14 protein-coding genes are annotated in these 15,786 nt (G+C 59.7%); 8 read left to right on the top strand and 6 right to left on the bottom strand.

Annotated features, from left to right (window positions below; translation table 11 throughout):
* Together AC4PS7_RS18020 and AC4PS7_RS18015 are read left to right on the top strand one after the other, a co-directional pair.
* Window positions 1-1,066: RHS repeat domain-containing protein (locus AC4PS7_RS18020; protein ID WP_492179659.1), on the top strand; the 1,066-nt coding region annotated here is incomplete at its 5' end.
* Window positions 1,067-1,073: 7 nt separating this feature from the next.
* A complete protein-coding gene (locus AC4PS7_RS18015) occupies window positions 1,074-1,490 on the top strand; it encodes a hypothetical protein (RefSeq protein WP_010209750.1) in 417 nt (138 codons plus the stop codon).
* Between the two features lie 114 nt (window positions 1,491-1,604).
* Here the strand turns inward: AC4PS7_RS18015 and AC4PS7_RS18010 are convergent, their stop codons facing one another.
* The 3 genes from AC4PS7_RS18010 to AC4PS7_RS18000 all read right to left on the bottom strand — a co-directional run bounded on the left by AC4PS7_RS18010 (window position 1,605) and on the right by AC4PS7_RS18000 (window position 4,654).
* Entirely contained in the window at window positions 1,605-2,834 is a 1,230-nt protein-coding gene (locus AC4PS7_RS18010; RefSeq protein WP_044287331.1) for a M20/M25/M40 family metallo-hydrolase, read from the bottom strand.
* 48 nt (window positions 2,835-2,882) lie between these two features.
* The gene (locus AC4PS7_RS18005) at window positions 2,883-3,941 is read right to left on the bottom strand and encodes a diguanylate cyclase (RefSeq protein WP_021492709.1); all 1,059 of its coding nucleotides are present in this window, start codon (window positions 3,939-3,941) and stop codon (window positions 2,883-2,885) included.
* A gap of 80 nt (window positions 3,942-4,021) precedes the next feature.
* On the bottom strand, window positions 4,022-4,654 hold the full coding sequence (locus AC4PS7_RS18000) for a LysE family translocator (RefSeq protein WP_045791961.1): 633 nt from the start codon (window positions 4,652-4,654) through the stop codon (window positions 4,022-4,024).
* 123 nt (window positions 4,655-4,777) lie between these two features.
* Between AC4PS7_RS18000 and AC4PS7_RS17995 the strand changes: the two genes are divergently transcribed.
* Window positions 4,778-6,181 carry an aminotransferase-like domain-containing protein gene (locus AC4PS7_RS17995; RefSeq protein ID WP_492179658.1) on the top strand — a complete coding sequence of 468 codons (1,404 nt, stop codon included), beginning with the start codon at window positions 4,778-4,780 and terminating at the stop codon, window positions 6,179-6,181.
* 1 nt (window position 6,182) lies between these two features.
* Here AC4PS7_RS17995 and AC4PS7_RS17990 read toward each other — a convergent pair whose 3' ends face one another.
* Window positions 6,183-7,604: a serralysin family metalloprotease gene (locus tag AC4PS7_RS17990; RefSeq protein WP_187517426.1), complete on the bottom strand. Its 1,422-nt coding sequence runs from the start codon at window positions 7,602-7,604 to the stop codon at window positions 6,183-6,185.
* A gap of 293 nt (window positions 7,605-7,897) precedes the next feature.
* Between AC4PS7_RS17990 and AC4PS7_RS17985 the strand changes: the two genes are divergently transcribed.
* The 3 genes from AC4PS7_RS17985 (at window position 7,898) to AC4PS7_RS17975 (ending at window position 11,221) form a co-directional block, all read left to right on the top strand.
* Window positions 7,898-8,638, top strand: a complete 741-nt coding sequence (locus AC4PS7_RS17985) for a response regulator (protein ID WP_010209741.1) — start codon at window positions 7,898-7,900, stop codon at window positions 8,636-8,638.
* Entirely contained in the window at window positions 8,635-9,939 is a 1,305-nt protein-coding gene (locus tag AC4PS7_RS17980; RefSeq protein WP_045791958.1) for an ATP-binding protein, read from the top strand. Before AC4PS7_RS17985 ends, AC4PS7_RS17980 begins: the two co-directional genes overlap by 4 nt.
* 199 nt (window positions 9,940-10,138) lie before the next feature.
* The gene (locus AC4PS7_RS17975) at window positions 10,139-11,221 is read left to right on the top strand and encodes an LLM class flavin-dependent oxidoreductase (protein ID WP_021492714.1); all 1,083 of its coding nucleotides are present in this window, start codon (window positions 10,139-10,141) and stop codon (window positions 11,219-11,221) included.
* Window positions 11,222-11,260: 39 nt separating this feature from the next.
* On the opposite strand, the gene AC4PS7_RS17970 is transcribed toward AC4PS7_RS17975, so the two are convergent.
* Together AC4PS7_RS17970 and AC4PS7_RS17965 are read right to left on the bottom strand one after the other, a co-directional pair.
* Entirely contained in the window at window positions 11,261-12,055 is a 795-nt protein-coding gene (locus AC4PS7_RS17970) for a class II aldolase/adducin family protein (protein WP_492179657.1), read from the bottom strand.
* Between the two features lie 107 nt (window positions 12,056-12,162).
* A complete protein-coding gene (locus AC4PS7_RS17965) occupies window positions 12,163-13,068 on the bottom strand; it encodes a LysR family transcriptional regulator (protein ID WP_010209735.1) in 906 nt (301 codons plus the stop codon).
* A gap of 217 nt (window positions 13,069-13,285) precedes the next feature.
* On the opposite strand from AC4PS7_RS17965, the gene AC4PS7_RS17960 reads away from it, so the two are divergent.
* Both AC4PS7_RS17960 and AC4PS7_RS17955 read left to right on the top strand, forming a co-directional pair.
* On the top strand, window positions 13,286-13,897 hold the full coding sequence (locus tag AC4PS7_RS17960; protein WP_029529113.1) for a cysteine dioxygenase family protein: 612 nt from the start codon (window positions 13,286-13,288) through the stop codon (window positions 13,895-13,897).
* Entirely contained in the window at window positions 13,894-15,477 is a 1,584-nt protein-coding gene (locus tag AC4PS7_RS17955) for a rhodanese-related sulfurtransferase (RefSeq protein WP_010209733.1), read from the top strand. The genes AC4PS7_RS17960 and AC4PS7_RS17955 overlap by 4 nt, the downstream gene beginning before the upstream one ends.
* Window positions 15,478-15,786 lie beyond the last annotated feature (309 nt).

Raw genomic sequence — 15,786 nt, 5'->3', positions numbered from 1 at the left:
TGGCCAGACTGTCAGCTATTGCTACGACCCGTTTGGGCGGCGCATCAGCAAAACCGTTGAGGGCATCACTACGGAGTTTTTCTGGCAGGGCGACACACTCATCGCCGAACACCAAGCGGATCGCCATCGCAGTTACCTCTACGAACCCGACAGCTTCAGGCCATTGGCGCTACTGGAAGGCTTTGGTCCAAACGAAACCAAACCCTATCACTACCAACTCGACCACCTCGGCACCCCACAGGAACTCACCGCCCCAGACGGCGAAATCGTCTGGTCCGCCCACTACCGCGCCTACGGCGAAATCACTCGTCTCGACATCGGAAAAATCGACAACCCGCTGCGCTTCCAGGGCCAATACGTCGATGAAGAAAGCGGGCTGCACTACAACCGCCATCGCTACTACAATCCGGATATTGGTCGCTACCTCACGCCGGACCCGGTGAAGTTGGCGGGTGGGATCAATCCTTACCAATATGTGCCTAACCCTACGGGCTGGATAGATCCGCTGGGACTGAGTACCTGTCCTGGCGACGGGTGTGAACCTAACAGTCCTACTACCCTTCCGAAGCCTAGCGTTGATGAAGGCGCACCTGCTCTACCTCAACTGCCGCGAACTAATCGACAGTCGAGAATAGATGCTCTGACAGAGGCAAATGCAAAACGAAGGGTGCTGGGGTGGGAGCAGGAATACGATATGCATACAGTTGAAAAGCATGGTCCAGAGATACCAGATAGCGCGTTGAAACAACGATCTATTGATGGAACAAATCCAACGACTGGGGAAAGAGGAAATATCAGCTCCAGTTCCCAGTTTAATTCTTGGAAAATGCAACTCCACGCTATAAACAAGGCCATGGGCAGGATGCAGGGCGCTTCGCCATCTCCCACAGGTTTTGATAGAGCAGGCAACCCAGTGGTCGTGGTCGAACTGCCTGGGGCTGGACGAGGCTACAAACCTAACCGCAGGGACGTGAACAACCCTAGATACATTGAAACCATGGAAAGAGCAGAAATCAGATTTGATCGAAACAATCCGACTCGACCATTCACCGCTTTCCCGAAGTGAGCAGACCATGCTGAAATGCCCATTCATGAACACTCCATACGCTCCTAATATCTCTCATTTATTAGGAGCCTTATCGATATACGACCTTGAGGAAACGGTTGGAAAAGAGCTATGGAAGCATGATCCTAACGATCATAAAGACAGGGAAAAAATCATAATTTCTTTTATCCTAAAAGACCTTATGTACCTTTCATACAGACATCGTTTTATATTGATTTCTGCTCTCAGGGATGCGCTCGAAAACCCCGACTTTGACTTTGCGAAAGAATTTGAAAACGACTACGACGAATACATAACCATGGCCTGGAACGAAACAGAAATAGCCGACCCCCGAGGCTTCTTCGTCGACATCTACCGACTAGCCAACGAAGTCTGGAAAGAAGACCTCCAAAAAGCCAACCTCGAAGACCAGTCAACTTGGTAACGCCACCCTCAAGGCAAAAATCCCCGGTGGCGAGCGAGCTTGCTTGCGTTGGGCCGCTGCAGCCCAACGCAGGGCAAGCCTGCCCACCACAAAAGCAAGCCAATCAGCGGAAAATCACCGCTTCGAAAGCTCCATAATCATCCGACTAAGCAAATAAACCCGCGGCACCACGCTCTCAACCTCCGCATACTCCTCCGGGGTATGAATATTCCCGCCGACAATCCCAAACCCATCCAACGTCGGCGTCCCCACCCCAGCCGATAAACTCGCGTCTGCCGCGCCACCGCTGCCTTCAATCGTCAGCTTCTTGCCCAATTCCCCATAAATCCCCTGGGCAATCGCCACCAACTTGTCCGATTCCGGCGTCTGCGGCATCGGTGGTAACCCACGCTGCAAGCTGGTCTTCACTTCGGTTTCCGGGATCAGTTTGTTCGCTGATACGCGGGCCAGGTCTTTCTCGATGCGGTCAAACTCCTCCGGCAACGCCGCGCGCACGTCCGCCTTGGCGGTGGCCTGGTCGGGAATGACGTTGGTACGGTCGCCGGCCTTGATCACGGTGAAGTTGATGGTGGTTTTCTTCTCTTCATCCCCCAGCTTGCCCAGTTGCAGAATCTGGTGCGCCGCTTCCATCGCAGCATTACGCCCGAGTTCCGGGGCGACGCCGGCGTGGGCGGCTTTGCCTTTGACTTCAACCACGGCGGTGGCGCTGCCTTTGCGCCAGACCACCAGGCCATCGGCTGGGCGGCCGGGTTCGAGGTTGAGAGTGACGTCGTGGGCCTTGGCGGTCTTGCGGATCAGATCAGAGGCGGCGTCGGAGCCGGTTTCTTCGCTCGCGTCGAGCAGGAAGGTGATCTGCGCATAGTCCTTGAAGCCCTGGTCCTTGAGGACTTTGAGCGCGTAGATGCCGGCGACGATGCCACCCTTGTCATCCATCACGCCAGGGCCATAGGCGCGACCGTCCTTGATGTGGAACGGACGCTCGGCGGCCGAGCCTTCCTTGAACACCGTGTCCATATGGGCCATCAGCAGGATCTTGGCCTTGCCGGTGCCCTTGAGGGTGGCAACCACGTGACTGTTGTTGGCCGCTTTATCCGGCACCAGCTCAATCGAGAAACCCAGCTGTTTCAGCTCGTCCACAGCAATGTCGCGCACTTGCGTCAGGCCCGGTTCATAGCCGGAACCCGAGTCGATGTTCACCAGGCGCTCCAGCAATTTCAGGGCGTCGGCCTTGTACTGCTCGGCGTGTGCCTGGATCTGTTTGTGGGGTTCGGCGCTGTAGGCCGGCACGGCGAAGGACATGGCCAGGGTGGCGGCCAGGAGGGTACGGGGGAAGTTGAAGAGCATGAACCGATCCTTGTTTTTTGTTGGAAGGTGCCGTGACACCCTACTCCACTAGACCGATCGCAACCAACCCTCCTGTACCGTGCTGACGCGGTTCCGCCCACTGCTTTTGGCGTCGTACAAGGCCTGGTCGGCGTCATTCAACCAACTGGTCGAATCTGCGTGGGTCGGTTGATACGGCGCCAGGCCGATGCTCAGGCTGACGCGCAGGGTCGGGTCCTGGGCGTAGGCCAAGGCGTTGAAGCGATCGCGCAAGGCGTCCATCACTTCTGTGGCGCGGTTGAGCGGCATGCCCGGCAGGATCACGCAGAACTCATCACCCCCGTAACGCCCGGCCAGGTCGGTGGCGCGCAGGTTCTGGCGCAACACTTTGCTGAGCTGGCGCAGGACGATATCGCCGGTGACATGGCCGTAGGTGTCATTGATGGTCTTGAAATGGTCGATGTCGATCAGCGCAATGACGGCGCCCATGGAATCGCGGCGACAGCGTTGGAACTCGATCTCAAGGTGATCCTTCCAGGCGCCGTGGTTGAGCAGCCCGGACAGACTGTCAGTGCGGCTAAGGGCCAGCAGTTCACGTTTATGTCGTGCCAGGGTCAGCGCCTGACGGTAGCAGATCCACCCTAAGGCCAGCGGATACAGCATCAGGATCGGCAGGCAGGCGTAGAGCTGCGCCTGGGTGGTCACAGCGATGAATGCGGGCGTGAAGATCAGCAACGCAGTGCCCAGACCCAACGCCTGCGCCACCCACCCCGCCAGCATGAAGCGCGGGCCGCCGATGGCCACGTTGTTCATGCTCATCATCGACAAGGTGGTCACGCTCGGCAGCGGGTTGAAGTGCATGGCGCCGACCCAGAACCCACCACAAAAGGAATCGAACAATAGATTGCGCCGTTCACTGCGCAGGGCGCTGGCGCTGCGCAGCGTCAGTTGAAAAGCCACATGCGGCCAGACAAAGGCATTGATCAACATCCAGGCCCACACCCACCAGGCCGGGTCCAGGGGATACATCCCGAACACCACGCAGACAAATCCGAGCGTCAGCCCGAGGGTACGGGATCTGTACAACCGAGAAGCGAGCGGAAGTCCGGTGCCTTCTGCAGCTGACATGGCGGGGTGAGATCCTGAATGAATGCCTGGAGTCTATCAGGGTAACGGCAGATCGCCACTATTGCTCGTTAACTCAAGACTCAGTGGGCAAAGCCCCGCGCCAGCATCATTGCCACGCCCAACAGCAACAGGGCCGTGATGCGCTGCAACAACACACGGCGCTTGGGGTTTTCCAGCACATGCTTGATGCGCTGGCCGAAGTAGCAATACAGGCAGCCGCTGGCAAATTGCAGCAACAGGAACGTCAGCCCAAGGATCGCAATGTCCACCGTCGAACGGCTCGCCCCGGTACCGGCGAACTGGGGGAACACGGCACTGAACATGATGAGGGTCTTGGGATTGGAGAACCCAGTCAGCAAGCCCTTGCCAAACAGGTTACGCGCCGCTTCGACCTGGCCGATCCGTTCGATCACCACGCCGCTGCTGGTCCACTGTTTGTAGGCAAGATGCAGGATGTACGCCACGCCGACCACCTGGATGACCTGGGTGATCACCGGATAGCCCTTGATCAACTCGGAAAAGCCCACGGCAAAGATCAAGATCGAAATCAGGTACGACACACTGGCGCCGATCTGCGCCGGGATCGAACGGCGCAGACCGTCACGCACGCCCAGGCTCAACAACAGCAGAGTCATGGGGCCGGGGCTGAAGGTCATGGTGGCGCAAAACAGCAGGAAATACAGGAACGAGGAAAGGGTTAACGCACTTGTCATGGCCGGGGACCTGGAGGATGGAGCCCGCAGTCTAGGCAGTTGGCATTGCGCAAGGCAGGTAAAGTGAGGCCTAATCCGCCCGAACTTTACCGGTAAAACTTCCAGCAAAGGCAAGGACGTCGCGTGTTCGTATCAGCCATCACCTTTGTAGAAGGCACCCCCAAGGTGCTACAGATCGTCGAGGCGTTCAGCCAGGCCATCGAAAACGGCGAATGGACGCCCGGCAGCAAGTTGCCCTCGGTGCGCGAACTGACCGAGACACTGGGTGTGAGCAAGTTCACCCTCAATGAGGCCCTTGACCGCCTGCGCGGGCGCAACCTGCTCACTTCCAGTCAAGGCCGTGGCTATTTCGTCGCGACAGACCGTGCACGCCCGACAACCTCGAACTGGGTCGATCTGCTGCCACAGGACCTGCTCAGCGTGTTGCGTCGACCGCTTGCGACGGCCCACGGCGATCTGCGCCCCGGCGGCGGCCACCTGCCGGAAACCTGGCTGGACAGCGAAGCCCTGCGCCAAACCCTGCGCAGCGTGGTGCGGGCGCCGTCGCTGCGCATCGCCAGCCTGGGCACACCGGCCGGGTTGCTGCCTTTGCGCCAGGCGCTGCAACAGAAGCTGCACGGCGAGGGCCTGTCGGTGTCGGTGGAACAAATCATCACCACTCCCAACACCGTACAAGGCCTGGACATGCTGATGCGCCTGCTGGCACGTCCCGGTGACACGGTCCTGCTCGACGCACCGTGCTACTTCAACTTCCACGCCAACCTGGCCTTGCACGGGGTCAAGGTGGTGACGATCCCGCGTCGCCCCGACGGTTTTGATTTCACGGCCCTCGAACAGCTGCTGGCCGAGCATCGCCCCAGCCTGTACTTGACCACCAGCGTGTTGCACAACCCCACCGGCCACTCCTTAAGCCCCGGCCAGGCGTTCCGCCTGCTGCAACTGACCGAGCGCTACCGCTGCCATATCGTCGAGGACGACCTCTACGGCGACCTGCACCCCAACCCGCCGCCGCGCCTGGCCGCCCTCGCCGGCCTGGACCAGGTCACCTACCTGTCGGGCTTCTCCAAGATCCTCAGCGCCAACGCCCGCGTCAGCTTTGTGGTGGCCGCACCGCAACTGGCAGCCAACCTCACCAACATGAAGCTGATGAGCGGCGGCGTGACCTCCGAGCTGTTCGAGCAGGTCGTGTACCGCATGCTCAGCGAAGGCAGCTACGCCAAGCACCGCAAGCGCATGGTGCAGCGCTTGATGGAGGCCGGTGGACGCGTGGAGCAATGGCTCAAGCGTTGCGGCTGCGAGCTGCCGATGGGTTACGAAGGCGGAATGTTTATCTGGGCGCGGCTGCCGCCTGGGGTCAACGCCGAGCTGCTGGCCCAGGCGGCATTGAAACAGGGCATGGTGCTGGCACCGGGCGCGCTGTTTGGCTACGACCCGGTCCAGCGTGATTCGATGCGTTTCAATGTGGCCCACAGTGATGAGCCACGGGTGCAGCAGCTGTTTGAGACGCTGTTGCGAAGCACCGGCTGAATCAACTCACGATGTCGCCCTGCTGCAATTTGCCGTGGACCACCAGGAGAAAGGCCGGCTCGTCAGGTTTGCCGCTGATTTGCAACGTACTCCTCTGAACTGCCGGGTCATAGGTCACCATCGCTTCACCGCTGGCGCCCGAAAATGCACGCACGAACGTCAGCGGCTTGTCGCCCAGCGTCGCGCGGATCCCGGACACATCCACGCGGTCTTCGCCACTGACAAAGTCCATGATCTGATCCGGCGCGTCGCGGGTCGACTCGTTGGTTTTCCCGTAGACAAAGACGTCATTGCCTTTGCCGCCCCACAAGATGTCCGCCCCGCCCGCCCCATATATGCGGTCGTTGCCCTCTCCACCGTTGAGGGTGTTGGCCACGCCGTTACCCACCAGCAAATCATTGCCGAAGCCGCCCACAGCGTTTTCGATAGTCACGCCATAGGCAATCGAGACATTGCCCTTGAGGCCGCCGACATCCGAAAACGTCCCGGCCTTGAGACTGATCTGTTGGTCCTGCTGGTAGCCGGAGAAGTCCAATGTGTCGGTGCCGCCGCCATCCCAGATGGCAGCGACCATCTTGTCCTGGTCGGCCTTGACGCTGAGGAAATCCCGATCGGTATTGGAATTGAAACCGTAGGTGGTGTCGTCCTTGCGGGTTTCATGGTTGGCGCCGTATTCCTGTTGATAGGCGCTGATATCGTCAAGTTGCGGCGCCGACGCGCGGATGCCGCCGTGATTCATATAGCCGTGACGTTCGCCCAGGTAACTCATGGTGGTATGGCTTTCGGAGTCTTCCAGATACCCGGCTTTGGCAGACCCGGAACTGACGTCGTATTGGCTAGGGTGGCTCAATCCCAAGGCATGGCCTAACTCATGCACGAGGGTGAAGCGACCTGCATCACCGTGGGACGCATTCGGCACGCTCTGATCGTCTTTTGTATCGACGAACCAAGCATCGCCGCTGAATCTGTCCTTGGGGTTGGGCAAGGACGTCTGAGGATAAGCCGCAACGGACTGGCCCTTCTTATTGTACAAATCAGCGTAATTGCCGAGGGTGATGTGCCCTTCGCTGCTCGCCGTTTTCGGCCCCTCGGTAAACCTCACGTTTGCCACATCCGCAATGGATTGCAAGCTGCGCCGGGTCTGTTGCCTTTGATTTTCGAGCACGTGAGTGAACCCGGATTTATTGTGCTGTCTTTGATGCTTGTCCTCGGGAGGCTCTCGAAACGTATAGGTCACATCATAACGGCCGTCGCCGTTCTTATCCGGCCAGCCAGCACTCCCACGCCAAAGTCGTGCGGTTGCTTCTTCGGGCGTCTTGGACGGTAATCCGTTGTGCTGGATGCCGCCACCGCGATCATCTCGGTGCTGAAACTGTTCAATCGTCTGGAATGTGGTGCTCGCTCGCGAGGTAATGGCTGTCATGAATGCGCTCTCATCAGGCAATGAAGCCTGATCTTGCGACCTTGGGCACATAACCGGATGTGCGTTTAAGCCGGGAATTCGAGCGATTACGTTCAAGTGAATCCATCGTTTTATGCCCGCAGCGCGTAGGACGTCGCTCAACGCTTGCGCTCCCCTTGAGCATTGACGCCGCAATTTTGCTTCATCGTGTATCTCCTTATCGCCAGATACACTGCAATACAAAGGGCACAAGGCAAAGGCGCCGACAGTGGCTAGACTGCGCCCCAATGAGTAATTAACGAGGAAGGCACAGCATGGATCATGTCGATCACATCCTGATCGTCGATGACGACCGGGAGATCCGCGAACTGGTAGGCAACTACCTGAAGAAGAACGGCATGCGTACTACCGTGGTCGCCGACGGCCGTCAGATGCGCAGCTTCCTCGACACCACCCCGGTGGACCTGATCGTGCTGGACATCATGATGCCCGGTGATGACGGCCTACAGCTGTGCCGCGAACTGCGAGTCGGCAAACACAAGGCCACGCCGGTGCTGATGCTCACCGCGCGCAACGATGAAACCGACCGCATTATCGGCCTGGAAATGGGCGCCGACGACTACCTGGTCAAACCCTTCGCCGCCCGTGAACTGCTGGCGCGTATCAACGCCGTATTGCGCCGCACGCGGATGCTGCCGCCGAACCTTGTGGTCAGTGAAACCGGACGATTGATCCGCTTCGGTCGCTGGCGCCTGGACACCACCGCCCGCCATCTGCTCGACGACGATGACACCCTCGTGGCGCTGAGCGGTGCCGAATACCGCTTGCTGCGGGTGTTCCTCGACCACCCGCAACGCGTGCTCAACCGCGACCAGTTGCTTAACCTGACCCAGGGCCGCGACGCCGACCTGTTCGACCGTTCCATCGACCTGCTGGTGAGTCGCCTGCGTCAACGTCTGCTGGATGACGCCCGTGAACCGGCCTATATCAAGACCGTGCGCAGCGAGGGCTACGTGTTCTCCCTGCCGGTGGAAATCCTCGGGGCCGAGCAATGACCTTCAGGTTGGGATGGCCGCGCACCCTGGCATCACAACTGTCGCTGATCTTCCTGATCAGCTTGGTGTGCGCCCATGGCTTGTCCTTCAGTGCGCAATTCTACGAGCGCTACATCAGCGCGCGCACCGCCATGCTGGGCAACCTGGAAAACGATGTGTCCACCTCGGTGGCGATCCTCGACCGGCTGCCGGTCAACGAACGGGCCAGCTGGTTGCCGCGTCTCGACCGTCAGAACTATCGCTACCTGCTCAACGCGGGCGAGACCGGCGAACCGATGAACAGCGATGATGTGCCCATGGCTGCCACCTCGATCGCGGATGCGCTGGGTGAACACTACGCGCTGACCTTCCGCGACATCCCCGGTATTCAGAAGCACTTCCAGGCGCACCTGAACCTGGCCGATGGCAGCCCGATCACCATCGACGTGCGCCCCGCCGCCCTGCCGGTCGCCTATTGGCTGCCGGTGGTACTGGTGCTGCAACTGGCTCTGTTGCTGGGCTGCACCTGGATCGCCGTGCGCCTGGCCATCCGCCCGCTGACCCGCCTGGCCCGCGCCGTGGAAACCCTCGACCCCAACGCCCATCCCACACCGCTGGACGAACAGGGGCCAACCGAAGTTGCCCACGCCGCTGCCGCGTTCAATGAAATGCAAAAACGCATCGCCGAATACTTGAAGGAACGCATGCAGATCCTGGCGGCGATTTCCCATGACCTGCAAACCCCGATCACCCGCATGAAACTGCGCGCTGAATTCATGGAAGATAGCGCCGAACGCGACAAGCTCTGGAGTGATCTGGGCGAGATGGAACACCTGGTACGCGAAGGCGTGGCCTATGCGCGCAGCGTTCACGGCGCTACCGAAACCAGCCACCGGATCAACCTCGATGCGTTCCTCGACAGCCTGGTGTTCGACTACCAGGACATGCACAAACAGGTCAGCCTCACGGGAAAAAGCGCAGTCGTGTTCGACACGCGCCCCCACGCCTTGCGCCGGGTGCTGGTGAATCTGGTGGACAATGCATTGAAGTTTGCAGGCAGTGCCGAACTGGAAGTGGGCTCGACGGCGGACGGGGAATTGTCGATCAAGGTATTGGATCGTGGCCCCGGAATTGCCGAAGACGAACTGGTTCAGGTCATGCAGCCATTCTACCGCGTCGAAAGTTCACGCAACCGCGGCACCGGTGGCACCGGACTGGGCTTGGCGATTGCACAACAACTGGCAGTCGCGATAGGCGGCTCGCTGACCTTGAGCAATCGACCGCAAGGTGGGTTGTGTGCCGAGATACGCCTGGGGCTTTAAGCCTCAGAGACCGGTGTTGCCGGTGCGGGATACAGATGCAAATTACTGATACATCAACTCCCCCATGATTCAACATTTTAATAATTAGGTTAGAACCAATCGGCATTTTACAGCCTTGGCTTCGGCCCCTACTTTAGAGGCGAATAACCGACCCCCTGCCCGGTGGAGGTGTCCATCACGCACTGAACCAGGACAGACCATGAGCATCGAATTCATCGGCTACATTGGCGGCCATCACGCTTCCGAAATTCACCCACGCAGCGGCCCTACCCTGCAACCCGACTACATCGAGACCGTGGCCCGCGCTCACGAACAAGCCGGCTTCGACCGCGCGCTGGTGGCCTTTCACTCCAACAGCCCGGACAGCACGCTGATCGCCTCCCATGCCGCCAGCGTGACGCAAAAACTTCAATTCCTCATCGCCCATCGCCCCGGTTTCGCCCAGCCTACCTTGGCGGCGCGCCAATTCGCCACGCTCGACGTGTTCAACGGCGGGCGCACGGCAGTGCACATCATCACCGGTGGTGACGACCGCGAATTGCGTGCCGATGGCAGCCACATCGGCAAGGACGAACGCTACGCACGTACCGATGAATACCTGAGCGTGGTGCGTCAGGAATGGACCAGCGAACAACCTTTTGACTTCAAGGGCACCTACTATCAGGTCGAAGGTGCACATTCCACGGTGAAGTCACCGCAACAACCGCACATCCCCTTGTATTTTGGCGGTGCGTCCAAAGCCGCGATCGAAGTGGCGGGCAAACACGCCGATGTGTACGCGCTGTGGGGCGAAACCTACGAACAAGTGCGCGAGATCGTGACCCAGGTACGCGCCGAAGCGGCCAAGCATGGACGCACGATTCGTTTCAGCCTTTCGTTGCGGCCGATCCTTGCCGAGACCGAAGAACTGGCGTGGGCAAGGGCCGACCGCATCTTGCAGCAGGCCACCGAGCTGGCAGAGAAAAATGGATTTGTCCGACGTGAACCGCCGAACGAAGGCTCGCGCCGGTTGCTCGCGGCGGCGGCGCAGGGATCGCGGCTGGATAAGCGTTTGTGGACGGGGATTGCAGGGCTACTGGGGGCACAGGGCAACTCAACGTCACTGGTGGGCACGGCTGAGCAAGTCGCAGAGGCATTGGTGGATTACTACGACCTGGGGATTACCACGTTCCTGATTCGTGGGTTTGATCCTTTGAATGATGCCATCGACTATGGCAAGCGCTTGATTCCTCTCACCCGCCAGCTGATCGCTGAACGCGAACAGGCCCAGCAAGTGGCTTGATTCATAGGGGAGCTGGTTAGCCAGCTCCCTTAGGAAAGTTCAGTTCTTGTAGTCGGTATCACTGCGCTCCAACTGCCGAATCAACGCATTCCAATGCCGCGCCACGCCCGATCCTTCGCCGCTGGCGTTCGCCTTGGCCTGTTGCTCGACCTTCTCCACCACGTCCACCGGCGGGAAGATCAACGCCGCATTCCCCGCTGCCTGGGCTGCGATCTGGATATTGCAGGCCCGCTCCAGTTGCTGCAGTTGCTGAAACGCATGCTCTACGCTAACGCCGGCGGTCAACAACCCATGATTACGCAGGATCATCACACTTTTGTCGCCCAAGTCCGCGACTAATCGCTCGCGCTCGTCCAGGTCGAGGGCAATGCCTTCATAGCCGTGGTACGCCACACGCCCGGAGAAACCAATGGAATGCTGGGAAATCGGCAACAGGCCGTCTTTTTGCGCCGACACCGCAATACCGTCGCGGGTGTGGGTGTGCAGCACCGCTTGCAGGTCGTGGCGCGCGCCGTGGATGGCGCTGTGGATCACATAGCCGGCGTAGTTGATGCCAAGGCCGGTAGGGTCGTCGACGATAGTGCCGTCGAGGTCGACCTTGACCAGGTTGGACGCATTGATTTCATCGAACAACAACCCAAATGCATTGATCAGGAAATGCGCGTCCGGGCCCGGCACGCGAGCGGAGAAGTGGGTGTAGATGTGATCGGTCCACTTGTACAAGGCCGCCAGGCGATAGGCGGCGGCCAGTTTGACGCGCACCTCCCATTCTTCCGCAGTGACGCGCTGGCGTACAGGGTTGGAAACGTTGAAAATCGAGGTGACGCTGCTCATGGCAAAACTTCCTGGATGGCCTTAAGGACTTCCAGGCAAGCCTATGGGATGCAAAAAAATAATAAAAAGCACATTTTAATCTAAGCTAATTATTATTATTTTTCATATCAAGCTGCATGCTTGATCGGGTGCAACGAGGCAGCCACTAACTTGCCAAACGCATCCACCGGCCCTTGCAGGTTGCCCAGGAAGTGCGGATAGATCAGCCACAGATCCATCACCGGCTTGAAATCCTTGAGCGGCATCACCGCCAGTTGCTCACGGTGCGCGCTGCGCTCCAACAACGGGCGTGGTACCAGGCCAAGGCCCAGGCCGTCCGCCACCAACCCCAGTTGTAGCTCAGTGCCAAACGTCTCCAGGTTCACCCGCAATGCCAGCCCCTGATCGGACAAGGTCCGCTGCAACCCCGCGCGGAAACCGCAGCCATCCGGATTGAGAATCCAGCCGTTCTGGTACACATCCGCCAGTTTGCAGGGCTTCTTCGGCAGTTGCGCCTTGGCGCAGACCACCACCAGTTCCATCTTGCCGATCGACTCGCCGACGATGTTGTCCGGGAAGATCTTGCCCGCCGGGAACAGTGCCGCCGCCGCATCCAACTCGCCGCGCTCGATCTTGCCCACCAATTGGCTGCCCCAGCCCGTAGCGACTTGGGCGCGCAGGTCCGGATACTCTGTACGCAGGTGTTTGAGCGCGTCCAGCAGCACCACATCACCTATGGTTTGCGGCACACCCAGGCGCAACAGGCCGGTGGGGGGTGCGTCAGTGGCCACCAGTTCACGCAGGGCGTCCATCTCGCGCAGGATCAGCCGGCATTGCTCGTAGACCCGGGTGCCGATCAGCGTAGGCTTGAGGGGTTTGGTATTGCGGTCGAACAGCTCCACCCCCAGCGCCTGCTCGAAGTTCTGCACCCGGCGAGTGATAGCCGGCTGGGTCAGCTGCAACGACTCGGCGGCATGGCTGATGGACTGGCAACGAATCACTTCGACAAAGGCATCGATATCGTCAATTTTCATTTGGGCCGCACATAGAGAACAGTCATTAAGATGTGTGGGAAGCATAGTTGCAGGAACGAAGTCTGGATAGCCCGCGCTGTGATCGATAACGTCTTACACTATTCAGATCGGTTCTAAATTACCTTCGGCTATAAGCTAATCATTAAAAAATAGCATATTAACAATAAACATTATGCTTAGATAAACCCATCATTACCGACCACACGATGGAATTGTCATGACCCAGGCCCGACACCCCGAGAGACTTAGAGCCTTCATAGGCGCCCTGGCGGAATTGATCGACGGCAATCCACGCGAGGGCGACCTGCTGCACCATGGCGGCAAGTTGCTGGCGCAACTGGTCAGCCATGATGACTGGCTCCCCGATGAGTTTGCCCAACCCGATCCCGAGCGCTATCAACAATTCCTGCTGCATGCCGACTCGCGCCAGCGCTTCAGCATCGTCAGTTTTGTCTGGGGACCAGGACAAAGCACGCCGATCCACGACCACCGGGTATGGGGATTGATCGGCATGCTGCGCGGCTCGGAGTTCTCCCAAGGGTTCGAACGCGCCCCCGATGGCAGCCTGATTGCCGATGGCAAGCCGGTCCGGTTGGTGCCGGGCCAAGTCGAGGCTGTGTCGCCCAAGGTCGGTGACATCCACCAGGTGAGCAACGCCCACAGCGACCAGGTGTCGATCAGCATCCACGTGTACGGCGCCAATATCGGTGCGGTGTGCCGCGCGGTGTACCAGCCCGACGGCAGCGAGAAACTGTTTATCTCCGGTTATTCCAACGCCTTCCTCCCGAACATCTGGGATTTGTCCAAAGAAAAGAGCCCTGCCCTATGACCCCTGTATCGACCCGCAGCTTTGCGCAGATTCGCCAGGCCCTGTTGGACCGTGAAGAAGTCGCCCTGGTCGACGTGCGCGAAGAGGCGCCGTTCGCCGAATCCCATCCGTTGTTTGCCGCGAACATTCCGCTGTCGAAACTGGAACTGGAGGTGTATTCACGCATCCCGCGGCGCGATACCGAGGTCACCGTCTACGACAACGGCGAAGGCCTGGCTGTCCGTGCTGCCGAGCGCCTGGGCGAGTTGGGCTACACCCGGGTCAGCCTGCTGGAAGGTGGGTTGGACGGTTGGCGCAAAGCCGGTGGCGAGCTGTTCATCGACGTAAACGTGCCGAGCAAGGCATTTGGCGAACTGGTGGAGAGCGAACGACACACGCCGTCACTGGCCGCCGAAGAAGTACAGGCCCTGCTCGACAGCCAGGCCGATGTGGTGGTGCTCGACGCGCGGCGCTTTGACGAATACCAGACCATGAGCATTCCCACCGGCATCAGCGTGCCCGGTGCCGAGTTAGTGTTGCGCGCCCGCGAACTGGCGCCGGACCCGGCCACCCGCATCATCGTTAACTGCGCCGGGCGCACCCGCAGCATTATCGGCACCCAGTCGCTGATCAATGCCGGCGTGGCCAACCCCGTCTCGGCGCTGCGCAACGGCACCATCGGCTGGACACTGGCCGGGCAGACGCTCGCACACGGCCAGTCGCGCCGCTTTGCGCCGACCTCGGAAGAGCACCGCCAGCTCGCCGCTACCGATGCGCGTCGAGTTGCCGACAAGGCTCGCGTCGGCCGTGCCACTCTGGCCGATCTGCACGCCTGGCAGCAGGAGCAGAAACGCACGACTTACCTGTTCGACGTACGTACTCCGGAAGAATTTGAAGCCGGGCATCTGCCGGGCGCGCGCTCCACGCCAGGCGGTCAGTTGGTGCAGGAAACCGACCACGTCGCCAGTGTGCGTGGCGCGCGGTTGGTGTTGGCGGATGACGACGGCGTGCGCGCAAACATGTCCGCCTCCTGGCTGGCCCAACTGGGTTGGGAAGTGTACGTGCTGGATAACCTGCAGCCCGCGCAATTCAGCGAGAAAGGCGCCTGGGTCGCACCAGTGCCGGCACCGCCCCAGGCCGAACTGATCAGCCCCCATACCCTCGCCGAATGGCAGGCCCATGGCGACACCGTGGTACTGGACTTCACTGCCAGCGCCAACTACGTGAAGCGCCACATCCCCGGTGCCTGGTGGGCCCTGCGCGCACAACTGCCCCAGGCCATGGCCAAGGTGCCCACCGCCCAACGCTATGTGCTGACGTGTGGCAGCAGCCAACTGGCGCGCCTGGCGGTAGCTGAAGTCGAAGCCATCACCGGCAAGCCCGTGTTCCTGCTGCAAGGCGGCACCGCCGGCTGGATCGACGCGCAACTGCCACTCGAAGAAGGTGAAACTCACCTGGCCTCACCGCGCATCGACCGCTACCGCCGTCCGTACGAAGGCACCGACAATCCCAAGGAAGCCATGCAGGCGTATCTGGATTGGGAATTCGGCCTGGTCGACCAACTGGCCCGCGACGGCACCCATGGTTTCTATGTGATCTGAAATCTCCCAAGCTGCCTGCGCCCACACGCGGCACAGGCTTTAATCCGGATGCCCGCGTTTTCGTTGACGGTTTTCGCGAGCAAGCTCGCTCCTACAGGGCGTCGCCGTGACGTCAACGCGTCCCGGTTTGCCGGGCGTAAGCGACGACTACGCCTGCCTGCTGAACAAACGGGGCGACACCCACTATCGGGGCCTGGAGGGCAACTTGACCCTGACCCGAAGCACACCAAAAAATACGGTTAGAGAATAATATACTTACACTTAATAAAATATTTTCATAATTAACATATAACCAAAAAGAACTTCACA

The sequence above is a fragment of the Pseudomonas sp. DW-iso3 genome, from assembly GCF_058725305.1.
This window is presented reverse-complemented; position numbering and strand designations above follow the sequence as displayed.

What these genes read in the sequence shown, in the direction of transcription:
- AC4PS7_RS17975 (WP_021492714.1), top strand. Translation starts at nt 10,139, where the DNA reads ATGAGCATCGAATTCATCGGCTACATTGGCGGCCATCACGCTTCCGAA.
- AC4PS7_RS17955 (WP_010209733.1), top strand. Translation starts at nt 13,894, where the DNA reads ATGACCCCTGTATCGACCCGCAGCTTTGCGCAGATTCGCCAGGCCCTG.
- AC4PS7_RS18005 (WP_021492709.1), bottom strand. Translation starts at nt 3,941, where the DNA reads ATGTCAGCTGCAGAAGGCACCGGACTTCCGCTCGCTTCTCGGTTGTAC.
- AC4PS7_RS17960 (WP_029529113.1), top strand. Translation starts at nt 13,286, where the DNA reads ATGACCCAGGCCCGACACCCCGAGAGACTTAGAGCCTTCATAGGCGCC.
- AC4PS7_RS17990 (WP_187517426.1), bottom strand. Translation starts at nt 7,604, where the DNA reads ATGACAGCCATTACCTCGCGAGCGAGCACCACATTCCAGACGATTGAA.
- AC4PS7_RS18015 (WP_010209750.1), top strand. Translation starts at nt 1,074, where the DNA reads ATGCTGAAATGCCCATTCATGAACACTCCATACGCTCCTAATATCTCT.
- AC4PS7_RS17970 (WP_492179657.1), bottom strand. Translation starts at nt 12,055, where the DNA reads ATGAGCAGCGTCACCTCGATTTTCAACGTTTCCAACCCTGTACGCCAG.
- AC4PS7_RS17985 (WP_010209741.1), top strand. Translation starts at nt 7,898, where the DNA reads ATGGATCATGTCGATCACATCCTGATCGTCGATGACGACCGGGAGATC.
- AC4PS7_RS18000 (WP_045791961.1), bottom strand. Translation starts at nt 4,654, where the DNA reads ATGACAAGTGCGTTAACCCTTTCCTCGTTCCTGTATTTCCTGCTGTTT.
- AC4PS7_RS17965 (WP_010209735.1), bottom strand. Translation starts at nt 13,068, where the DNA reads ATGAAAATTGACGATATCGATGCCTTTGTCGAAGTGATTCGTTGCCAG.
- AC4PS7_RS17980 (WP_045791958.1), top strand. Translation starts at nt 8,635, where the DNA reads ATGACCTTCAGGTTGGGATGGCCGCGCACCCTGGCATCACAACTGTCG.
- AC4PS7_RS18010 (WP_044287331.1), bottom strand. Translation starts at nt 2,834, where the DNA reads ATGCTCTTCAACTTCCCCCGTACCCTCCTGGCCGCCACCCTGGCCATG.